The 10808-nt window shown below is 47.4% G+C and carries 11 protein-coding genes; 4 read left to right on the top strand and 7 right to left on the bottom strand.

The genetic code is table 11. From position 1 onward, the window contains the following. Positions 1–459: 459 nt before the first annotated feature. The 3 genes from Q0413_RS06595 (at position 460) to Q0413_RS06585 (ending at position 1671) form a co-directional block, all read left to right on the top strand. Positions 460–759 carry a hypothetical protein gene (locus Q0413_RS06595; protein ID WP_297950256.1) on the top strand — a complete coding sequence of 100 codons (300 nt, stop codon included), beginning with the start codon at positions 460–462 and terminating at the stop codon, positions 757–759. Between the two features lie 173 nt (positions 760–932). Beyond that, positions 933–1169, top strand: coding sequence for a hypothetical protein (locus Q0413_RS06590; RefSeq protein WP_298988182.1), 237 nt, complete (start codon positions 933–935; stop codon positions 1167–1169). A 67-nt stretch (positions 1170–1236) separates the two neighbouring features. Next, positions 1237–1671, top strand: coding sequence for a hypothetical protein (locus tag Q0413_RS06585; protein WP_297902588.1), 435 nt, complete (start codon positions 1237–1239; stop codon positions 1669–1671). Between the two features lie 146 nt (positions 1672–1817). Here the strand turns inward: Q0413_RS06585 and carB are convergent, their stop codons facing one another. Genes carB through Q0413_RS06550 form a run of 7 tightly spaced genes read right to left on the bottom strand, consistent with a single transcriptional unit; the run spans position 1818 to position 10509 of the window. Then, positions 1818–5081, bottom strand: coding sequence for a carbamoyl-phosphate synthase large subunit (gene carB, locus Q0413_RS06580; RefSeq protein ID WP_298988181.1), 3264 nt, complete (start codon positions 5079–5081; stop codon positions 1818–1820). Then, on the bottom strand, positions 5081–5830 hold the full coding sequence (mreC, locus tag Q0413_RS06575) for a rod shape-determining protein MreC (RefSeq protein WP_297882469.1): 750 nt from the start codon (positions 5828–5830) through the stop codon (positions 5081–5083). The genes carB and mreC overlap by 1 nt, the downstream gene beginning before the upstream one ends. Further along, complete coding sequence (locus Q0413_RS06570; RefSeq protein WP_005869818.1) at positions 5823–6857, bottom strand: rod shape-determining protein; 1035 nt, start codon at positions 6855–6857, stop codon at positions 5823–5825. Before Q0413_RS06570 ends, mreC begins: the two co-directional genes overlap by 8 nt. A 9-nt stretch (positions 6858–6866) precedes the next feature. Next, entirely contained in the window at positions 6867–8105 is a 1239-nt protein-coding gene (gene clpX, locus Q0413_RS06565; RefSeq protein WP_297880234.1) for an ATP-dependent protease ATP-binding subunit ClpX, read from the bottom strand. Continuing rightward, positions 8105–8893, bottom strand: a complete 789-nt coding sequence (gene lpxA / locus Q0413_RS06560; protein ID WP_298988180.1) for an acyl-ACP--UDP-N-acetylglucosamine O-acyltransferase — start codon at positions 8891–8893, stop codon at positions 8105–8107. The genes clpX and lpxA overlap by 1 nt, the downstream gene beginning before the upstream one ends. Beyond that, on the bottom strand, positions 8893–9342 hold the full coding sequence (gene fabZ, locus Q0413_RS06555) for a 3-hydroxyacyl-ACP dehydratase FabZ (RefSeq protein WP_298988179.1): 450 nt from the start codon (positions 9340–9342) through the stop codon (positions 8893–8895). Before fabZ ends, lpxA begins: the two co-directional genes overlap by 1 nt. Before the next feature lie 33 nt (positions 9343–9375). Beyond that, on the bottom strand, positions 9376–10509 hold the full coding sequence (locus tag Q0413_RS06550) for an epoxyqueuosine reductase QueH (protein ID WP_298988178.1): 1134 nt from the start codon (positions 10507–10509) through the stop codon (positions 9376–9378). A gap of 65 nt (positions 10510–10574) precedes the next feature. Here Q0413_RS06550 and Q0413_RS06545 point away from each other — a divergent pair. Beyond that, the coding region (locus Q0413_RS06545) for a hypothetical protein (RefSeq protein WP_298988177.1) at positions 10575–10808 on the top strand (234 nt) is incomplete at its 3' end.

Raw genomic sequence — 10808 nt, 5'->3', positions numbered from 1 at the left:
AAAAGGCAATAAATTTTAAAATCCGATGCCGCGTTAAATTTAATCGGAATTTTAAGATATGCTATCTCGAGAAAATATAAATTAGCAGCCTTAATGGCATTCAGTTTTAATAAGAATTCTAAAAACGTGAAATTTAGTTCAAATTTTAAAGGTGCCTAGCGATAATAATCAGTGATTTTACCGAGTTTGTAGGTAAATGACGGTATAATTTGTTGAGATTTTAAAACTTTTAGAAAAATCTTTAATTACCAAGATTTATATAAATTTCTATATCCGATATCTACTTCAATACCGACTTACGAATTAACTACCAATCTAAGTGTTAAAACTCTCATTTACTCTATGCTTTGATATAAAAATTATTGGCAAACGCAATAAAAATTTAAAATTAATATTTCTAAATTTAAGCATTTTGTAGGGGGGGGTATCGTAATTTAAATTTTAAATAAGGAGATCGCTTTGAAACTAATCATCAAAGAAAGAGCGGATAAATCTGAAGTTATGAACATCGTCACTCAATATTCTGAGGGAATAAAACTAAGAATTACGAATATGGAGAATTCGCAATATCCGCAAAATTCAGTAGATATCTATATGGGAGATAAGCAATTAACGTCGTTTTGTTGTAACAATGAAGATACAAATAAACTAAAAACCGCATTTGAAAAATTCTCCAATGCTTTAGAAATATGCGTTGAGCTTAACGAGCAAAGAGGTAAAACTTTAGCGAGCTTACGCGAATTTTCTGCTGATAAATAATTTTAAGGTTTTACGCTATGCGCAAAATAATATTTTCTCTTATATTGACGATCGGCGCTTCGTTCGCTTATGATGCATGCGATAATAAAGAGGTACAAAAATTTCTAGTAGATAATAACTCGTTCTTACAAGAACGAAAAGCATATATTGCTTTTTTCTGCAAAAATAGTACAATGATGACCGGTACCGATTTGAAAAGATCTAAAAAAATATCTAAAAAAGAAGCTGCGTATTTAAAAGTAGAAGGAAAACTTGATAAAATCGCAGTCGATTCAATTTGCCCTGTTTTAGATACCTTTCAAAATTTAGGTCTAAAACGAAAAGCAAATTATATATATTTTTTTGATAGTAACGAGCCCTTTTATATAGTTACGGTAGATGATAATTTTTGCAAAAAATATGATTATTGAATTATCTAAAAATTTATTTAGTAACCATAGCGTGGAAAATATATGCAAATAACAGAAGGGTCAAAAAATGCGTAAAACAATATTTTTTCTTCTATTGGGGATCAGCATTTCATTTGCTAATGACGGATGCAATCAAAATATTGCAGTTCAGATCATGAGTGATTATGATTTAAAACAAGAGGTTGGTGAAATTGCTACTATGTTCCCTATTTTAGTCTGTAAAAGTGATACTATAACGATCAAATACACATTTCATATTACTGCACCAAATATAGATAGAGAAAAATATAAGCAAAGGCTATATAGTATATTTCTTCATAACAACAAAAATAACTCCGATATAGTAGATAGAAGCTGTAGAATTCTTAATATGAACTTGAGTGATGGCTCGAAAGCAAAAGATGCTGGCATTAAATATATTTATCAGACATATTATCTCGATAACGAGATGCTCTTCTCAATGGTAATGAACGATGAGCTGTGTCGACGACGAGGATTTTAATACCTGATATATATGCGCTGATTTCTAATATGTACTACAAAAGTCTATTTTGACTTATATATTCATGTCCCTAGAATTTTAAATCATAAAATTTAACCACTAAGCCAAAATACTCAATGATTAAATTCTATGATTCTTGTAAGATGCTACCTTCCGCTTAGATATTCCTGCAGCGTTTTAACTTCAAGCGCGGAGTCGTCCTTTATCGAGCAGATCGAGCGCGTAGCGGCGATCGCCGCCTTCATCGTCGTAAAATACGGCAGCCTAAAGCGCAGCACGCTCTGGCGGATCTTCGCGGCATCGGTGGAGCTTGATTTGCTATCGCTAGTGTTGATGACGAGCGAAATTTCGCCGTTTTTGAGCTTATCCTCGATATTTGGGCGGCCCTCGCTGATTTTATAGACAAACTCGCACTCCACGCCGTTTTCGCCCAGTAGCTTGTGAGTGCCGCTCGTAGCCGCGATACCGAAGCCTGCGCTCGTAAACGCGCGCGCAAGCTCTACGGCTCGCAGCTTGTCGTGATCGGCTAGCGACAAAAATACCTTGCCGCCACTCGGAAGTGCGTTGCTTGCGCCGATTTGCGATTTAGCAAAGCTCTTGGCAAAGCTCTCGCCGATGCCCATCACCTCGCCGGTGCTTTTCATCTCAGGCCCCAGGATCAGATCCGCGCCCGCAAGCTTGTTGAAAGGAAAGACGCTTTCTTTGACGCAGATATGGTTTTTAATACGCGGCTTTAAAATTCCCTTCTCTTCGACCAGCACGCCGAACTCGTCGTAAAATTTCAAAGCCTCGCGCAGACCCCCTTGCCACATTACGCGGGTAGCGACCTTTGCCATCGGAATTCCGCTCGCCTTGCTGACAAACGGCACGGTGCGGCTCGCGCGCGGATTTACCTCAATGATGTAAAGCTCGTTTTCAAAAATCGCGAATTGAATATTCATAAGCCCCACGACGCCGAGATTTAGCGCGATCTCTTTGGTTTGGCGACTTACCAGATCGATCATCTCCGCGCTTAGGCTAAGCGGCGGTAAGATACTAGCGCTATCGCCGCTATGAATGCCTGCCTCTTCGATATGCTCCATTATCGCGCCGATATACACGTCGCGCCCGTCGCAGATCGCATCCACATCAAGCTCGGTCGCGTCAAGCAAAAATTTATCTATCAGCACGGGCGAGTGATTGCTCACGCGCACCGCCTCGCTCATATACTGCCTAAGCTCGGCTTCGCTGTGCACGCGCCGCATCGCGCGACCGCCGAGCACGTAGCTAGGGCGCACGAGCACGGGATAGCCGATAGCAGCGGCCTTTTCGATCGCTTCGGCTTCGCTTACGGCGGTATCGTTTTGGGGCTGTTTAACGCCGATACTTGCGATGAACTCGCTAAATTTCTTGCGGTCCTCCGCTACGTCTATCGTGCGCGCGCTCGTGCCGATGATCTTGGCTCCCACGGTGCTTAGGCGCTTGGCGAGCTTTAGCGGCGTTTGGCCTCCGAAATGCACGATCACGCCGTCGGGGTTCTCGGCCTCGATGACCGCTCTGACGTGCTCGAAGTCGATCGGCTCGAAGTATAAAATATCGCTCGTATCGTAGTCGGTGCTGACGGTTTCTGGGTTGCAGTTATACATTATCGTAGTGATGCCCATATCGCGTAGCGCGTAGCTAGCGTGCACGCAGCAGTAGTCAAACTCGATGCCCTGCCCGATGCGGTTCGGACCGCCGCCGATGATGAGGACCTTTTTATTATCTTTTGAAATTTTACGGCTTGCGATGGCGGGCGTTATGTTGGTGCTGGAGTACAGATACGGAGTGAGCGCCGCAAACTCGCCCGCACAGGTATCTACTTCGTTGTATTCAAGGCCGATGCCCTGCCTGGCGCAGGCAAAATGGATATCGTTTTGCGTAAGGCCCAGATTGTCCTTTTTGTTGATTAAATTTGCGATCATCTTATCGCTAAAGCCCCAGCTCTTGGCCTGCCTCAGAAGCGCCGCGTCGTTGATGATCTCCATATCGATGCGCTCTTCAAATTTTACAATCTGCTCAATCTGGCTCAAAAACCAGCGATCGATCTTGCTAAGCTCGTAAATTTGATCCACGCTCATACCCGCTCTAAAGCCCTGAGCGATATATAAAATTCTATCTTGCTGCGCGTTGCGAAGCCCGAAGATGAGATCCTTCTCGCTTAAATTTAATTCCACGAAGCCGAAGTAGCCCTTCTCTAGCGAGCAAAGCGCCTTTTGAATGCTCTCTTTAAAGCTGCGCCCGATCGCCATCACCTCGCCGATACTCTTCATCGCGGTGCCGAGATAGGGGTTTGCGCCTGGGAATTTTTCAAACGCAAAGCGCGGAATTTTAGTCACGATATAATCGATCACCGGCTCAAAGCTCGCGGGCGTGCCAGTGATGTCATTTTTGATCTCATCCAGGCTAAAGCCCACCGCCAGCATCGTAGCGACCTTGGCGATCGGATAGCCCGTGGCTTTGGACGCGAGAGCCGAGCTGCGGCTTACGCGCGGGTTCATCTCGATGACGATCATGCGACCAGTTTGCGGATTTACCGCAAACTGCACGTTTGAGCCGCCCGTATCCACGCCGATCTCGCGCAAAATTTTAAAACTCGCGTCGCGCATCGCTTGGTATTCTTTATCGGTAAGCGTCAGAGCGGGCGCAACCGTGATACTATCGCCCGTATGCACCCCCATCGGGTCGAAATTTTCGATCGAGCAGACGATGATGCAGTTGTCCTTGTGATCGCGGATCACCTCCATTTCGAACTCTTTCCATCCAAGCAGGCTCTCTTCGATCAAAATTTCATTTATCGGACTCACGTCTAGCCCATTTTGCGCGACCTCTTTAAACTCGTCGATATTGTACGCTACGCCGCTGCCTGCACCGCCTAGGGTGTAGCTGGCGCGGATAATGAGCGGAAAGCCGATCTCATTCGCCGCAGCCATCGCCTCTTCGATATTGTAAGCGTATTTGGACTTAGGCAGATCCATTCCGATCTTAATCATCGCCTCTTTAAATTTTACCCTATCCTCGCCTTTTTTGATCGCTTCAGGCTTGGCGCCTAGAAATTTTACTCCAGCCAGCTCGCCGCTTTCGTAAGCCTGCATCGCGACGTTTAGCGCGACCTGTCCGCCCATCGTAGGCAGGATCGCATCGACGCCCTCGCGCTTTATGATACGCAAAATGCTCTCTTTGGTAATCGGCTCGATATAAGTAGCGTCGGCAAAATCGGGATCGGTCATAATGGTAGCGGGGTTAGAGTTTATTAGCACTACGCGGTATCCAAGGCTCTTTAACGTCTTAGCCGCCTGCGTGCCGCTGTAATCGAACTCGCACGCCTGACCGATTACGATCGGACCGCTGCCGATCAGCAAAATCGTCTTAATATCATCTCTTTTGGGCATCAATTTTCCTTTGTAACGACATACAAAAACGCCGGCATCTCGGAGCTCACGTAGGGCTCTACGACGGCGCTTTTGTATAACTTTCCATTTTGAATCTCTTTAACCTTTCCTACCGGCACGCCGGCAAAAAAAATCCCGTCCTTGCCGCTGGTAAGCACCTCATCACCTACCTTGGGATCGAGCCACTGCGGGATGTATCTGACTACGAGCTCGTTATTTTCGCCGCCTGCGACGCCAGGAATTTGAGTATCTCCTATGAAAACGGAGAAATTACTCTTCTCGTCGCGCTGTAAGATCGCAAGCGGGCGCCCGTCTTTATTTACTAAAATTCCTGCGGTTTTACCCTCGCTGATGAGGCCGTAAATTTTGTTTGGGTTAAAATTTTCAAAATTTACGAAGAATTTGTTGTAGTCGTTTAGATTCGCGTAGCTCAACGCCTTTACGAGCTGGACTTTGGGCTCATAAATAGAGCTATTTTTATCGATCAAAATTTTATTCAGCTCGCCCGCGAACGTGCTAAGCAGCATCGCCGATTTTTTTAGCTCGGCGTTTTCTTCTCGTAGAGCTTTGATCGTCTCTGCCTGGTTAAAATGCTCGTTCACAGCGCTTTTTACCCGATCGCTCACGCCGTAATACACCTCTAAAATTCCTCCTGCAAATCCGATAAATTTGCCGTGGATATACGAGCCGAACGTTAGCGAAACGGCTACCAGCAAAACCGCGACGAGGAGGAGTTTGAGATTAGTCATTTGCCGCTTGTTTTAGCGATTTGATCTCTTCTAGGGCTTTTCCCGTGCCGTTTGCGACGCACAGTAGCGGTTCGTCCGCGACGAAAACCGGAAGCTTTACGGTGTCGCTTAGATACTTATCTAATCCGCGAATGAGCGCACCGCCACCCGTTAGCACGACGCCGTTTTCGACGATGTCGGCGGCGACTTCGGGCTGAATGCTCTCAAGGACAAATTTCAGCGCGTCCGCAATCTCTCTGATCGAATCTTTGATCGCCTCTCTAACGTCCTCGCTCGTAAGATCAACCGAGCTTAAAAGCCCGCTGATCTGGTCTTTTCCTTTGACTGTATAGGTAAGATCTTTTTGCTGTTGCACCGCCGTGCCGATCTTGATCTTAATCTCCTCGGCCGCACGCTCCGAAATAAGCAGGCTATATTTTTCTTTGACGTAGTTAACGATGCTTGCGTCGATCTTATCGCCCGCGACGCGAACGGATTTGGCGCTGATGATGCCGCCTAGCGAGATGACGCCAATCTCTGTGGTACCGCCGCCGATATCTACGACCAACGAGCCGCGCGCTTCATTGACCGGCAAACCCGCACCGATCGCCGCAGCCATCGGCTCTTCGATTAGATAAACCTCGCGTGCGCCCGCTATCATCGCACTTTCGCGCACGGCTTTGCGCTCGACCTGAGTTAGCCCGTAAGGTACCGAAATGATGATGCGCGGGCTTACGAAGAAGCGGCGTTTGTGGGTCTTTTCGATGAAATACCTAATCATCTTTTCCGTCATATCAAAATCCGCGATAACGCCGTCCTTCATCGGGCGCACCGCTTCGATGTCGCCGGGAGTGCGTCCGAGCATCTCTTTGGCTTCGGCGCCCACGGCGATGATCCTTTGCTTGCCGTAGCGTTCGTTTTGTACCGCGACGACGCTCGGTTCGTTGATGATGATGCCTTTATCTTTTAGCAGCACAAGCGTGTTTGCCGTGCCTAGATCAATACCCATATCCCTAGAAAATAATCCTAGAATCGAATCAAGTAACATTTATCCCCTTTATGCAGTTAAATTTTGTTTTACAAGTATAGGCTTAGAAACGCCATCTACGACCTCTTTGGAGATGATGACGTCATAGCCCTTAAGCTCAGGTAGATCAAACATAATATCAATCATGATCTCCTCGATTATGCTGCGAAGTCCGCGCGCACCGGTTTTGCGCTTGATCGCAAGGCTCGCGACCTCTCGTAGCGCGTCGTCGTCAAATTTTAAATTTGCGCCGTCTATCGCAAAGAGCTTTTGATATTGCTTTAAGATCGCGTTTTTCGGCTCGGTTAAAATTCTAACCATCGCCTTTTCGTCGATCTCATTTAGCGTAGCCACTACGTGCAAGCGCCCGATGAGCTCGGGGATTATACCGTAATGCACCAAATCGTCGGCCTCGACCATGTTTAGCAAATTTAAGCTCTCTTTCTTGCTGCGCTTGGTTTGGTTAAACCCGAGTACATTCTGCCCGATGCGACGGTTGATGATCTCGTTTAGCCCGTCGAACGCGCCGCCGCAGACGAATAGGATATTAGTAGTATCGATCTGTATGAAGTCCTGATTTGGATGCTTGCGGCCGCCCTTCGGCGGGATATTTACGACGCTTCCTTCGATGATCTTAAGAAGCGCTTGCTGTACCCCCTCGCCGCTTACATCGCGCGTGATGCTGCGGTTTTCGCTCATTCGCGCGATCTTATCGATCTCGTCTACGAATACGATACCGCGCTGCGCCTTCTCTACGTCGCCGTCCGCAGCCTGCAAAAGGCGGGTGAGGATGTTTTCTACGTCCTCGCCGACGTAGCCCGCTTCCGTTAGGCTCGTAGCGTCGCTAATGGCGATCGGCACGTCCAAAAATCGCGCCAAGGTCTGCGCCATAAGCGTCTTGCCGCTGCCGGTAGGCCCGATAAGCAAGATATTTGATTTTGAAATTTCGGTATCGTCGCCCTTCGCGTCGGTCTGTCTGAAAATTCTTTTATAGTGGTTGTAAACGCCGACGCTAAAAATTTTCTTAGCGCGCTCCTGACCGATGACGTAGCGGTTTAGAACCTCCATCAGCGCCTTTGGCTTGATAGCCTCGAAATCGATCTCTTTATTTTGATTTTGTACCGCCTCATTTTGACCCTCGCTGCCGTGGATAGCGGCGTATGCCATATCGATACAATAGCTGCAGATAGCCGCCGTACCGTCGTCGTTAGGATAGATACGACGCCCGTCCGCGCCCGTCTCACCGCAAAAACTGCACTTATTTGCCATTAAATTTTACCTTTATCTAGCGGAATCCCGCGTTTTGTGTTGATTATAAACTCGCACATCTTGCGCACGTTTTGATCGCTCGTTTCGGCTAAAAGGATCTGCGCCTGCTCCTTTAAGCCCGCGCCTTGGTTAAATAAAAATTTATACGCCCGATTTATCGTCTCGACCGTCTCTTTATCGAAGCGGCGGCGGATGCCCGTTAAATTTAGCCCGCGAATATAGGCGCGATTTCCCTCGGCTAGGCAAAACGGCACTACGTCCTGACTAAGCGCGCTAGCCCCTGCGATCATGCAGCTCTCGCCTATTTGGACGAATTGATGCACGGGGGTAAGTCCGCCAATAACGGCATAATCGCCCATTACGACGTGACCTGCGAGCGTGGCGTTGTTGGCTAGGATTATGTTGCTGCCCAGCACGCAATCGTGCGCGATGTGGCAATACGCCATCATAAAGAGATTATCGCCGATGCGCGTAAATCCGTCGCCCTTATGCGAGCCCGAGCTGATCGTGCAAAACTCGTGAATCGTAGCGTTTTTGCCGATGACTAACCCCGTTCGCTCGCCATCTTCAAAGCTCATATCCTGCGGAATTTCGCCCACGATCGCGTATGAAAAAATTTTAGAGCCCTCGCCGATTTGCGTATCGCCGATGATGCGCGCACCCTGCTTGATCGTGCAGCCGTCGCCGATTTTAGCCTGCGCGCTTACGAAAGCATACGGCTCGATCACAACCTCGGCTCCGATCTGCGCGCCGTCCTCGATGATCGCTGTGTGGTGAACTTTAGCCATCATTTATCCATTATCATCGCTTGAAGTTCAGCCTGCGCGGCCAATGTAGTACCGTCGTTGATGTAGGCTTCGCCCTTTAGCACCCAGATGCGTCCGCGATGTTTGATTACGCTGATGCGATACTCAAGCTTGTCGCCGGGGCGGACCGGGTTTCTAAATTTAGCGTTGTCGATACTCATAAAATACACGACCTTGTCGCTTAGATCGACGCCGTCTTTCTCCATGCTCTTAAACGCCAGCACGCCGCCTGCCTGTGCCAAGCCCTCGATGATCATTACGCCCGGATAGATCGGGTGCCCCGGAAAGTGACCCTGAAAGATCTGCTCATTGTAGGTTACGTTTTTATAGGCTTTGATGCTTTCGCCTATGCTGAGCTCTTCGACGCGATCTATCAGCAAAAACGGAAAACGATGAGGTAGGATAGAGAGAATTTCGTTTATATCTATCATTGATCTGCCTTTTTTAGAAATTTTAGAATCTTATCAAATTCTTACTAAAATTTCCCTAACGTCTAAAAATATGCGCGAGAGCCCGTAAATTTGAACTTTGGCGGCTCTTATCTCGTCCGTGACGATGATCGGCGAGAGCGAGCCCGCAGCGCATAGGGCGGCGCGAGCTTTATTTTGGCGCGCAAGACTCGGCGGATTTTTTAGCATTTCGGATACGCTTTTGAAATTTGATCTTGAAATTTCGTTAAATTTCGCCAGGTTTAAAATTTTAATCTCCCCCTTGTCGCTGAAAAAGATTTCGCACTCTCGCTCCACGCTAAACTTCACGTTTTCGCGCGTAAAATGCGAGCCAAATAGCACAAACGAAGGCACTACCTCGCCGTCAAATTTAATCCATGCGCGCAGCAGGCGGTAGTTTAAAAACCGATCGCGCAGCACGCTAAATTTCGCCCCGTTTTTTTCGAGCGAGCAAAGCTTTTTGTAAAATTTCAACTTATCCTCTACCGAAGCGGGCAGAATTTGCCGATCGATAGACGACATTAGCTCGTAAATTTCGGCATCGGAGGCGGAATTTCGCCTCAAATCCGCCGTCAAACTTCCGCCAAAATTCCGCTCGGTCTTTCGCTGATCATTCCGCTGTGCCGTAAGTGCATAGATGCAGCCGCAGTAGTTTTGATGATAGAGCGTGTCTTTTTTCGCGAGCGCAAACTGCTCGTTCGTGCCGCCGTTTTTGCGAAAATCGGGCGCGATAAACTCCAGTCCGCAGCGCTCGCAGATACGTTGCAACGAGGCGCAAAGTTGAGAGTGCGATTTTTTGGGACTCATTAAAAGAGTCGTGGTGATTTTGCGCTCGCCCAAACTTAGCGCGAGCTCGGCCGTTTTTTGCATGCGAAAATCAAAGCAAAACTCGCAGCGCGCGCCTTTTTCGGGCTCATTTTCAAGCCCGCGCGCACCGTCTAGCCAGCCCTGTAAATCATACTCGCCCGGGATAAATTTAATCCCTAAATTCTCGCAAACCCGCTTCGCATCGTGCATTCTAAGAACATATTCGCCATAGGGGTGGATGTTGGGATCATAAAAATAGCCTATTAGCGGCTCTTGCGTGAGCTCTTTTAAGCAGCGCAAAAAATAATCGCAATCGACCGAGCAACAGATGTGAACCAGCAAAATTTAACCCTTTGCACGAAATTTTTGGATATAATTTTACGCTATCAAAATTAATGAGCGGAAAAATGAAAAAATTTTTTATAAAACACTGGCGTAAGTTTGCTTTCGGCGTAGGTGGATTTGCGCTGTTTTACGCGCTTGCGGGCTTTTTCGGCGTGCCGCTTTTTATCGAAAAGGCGCTACCTAAAATTTTAGAAGGCAGGGCAAGCTTTAGCGTGCAGGACGCCAAATTTAACCCCTTTACCTACGAGCTAAATATCACGCGCCCCGAGCTTAGCACCTTTAAGCCGCTGTTTAGC

It is taken from the genome of uncultured Campylobacter sp. (assembly GCF_938045465.1).
Lineage (GTDB): Bacteria > Campylobacterota > Campylobacteria > Campylobacterales > Campylobacteraceae > Campylobacter_B.
This window is presented reverse-complemented; position numbering and strand designations above follow the sequence as displayed.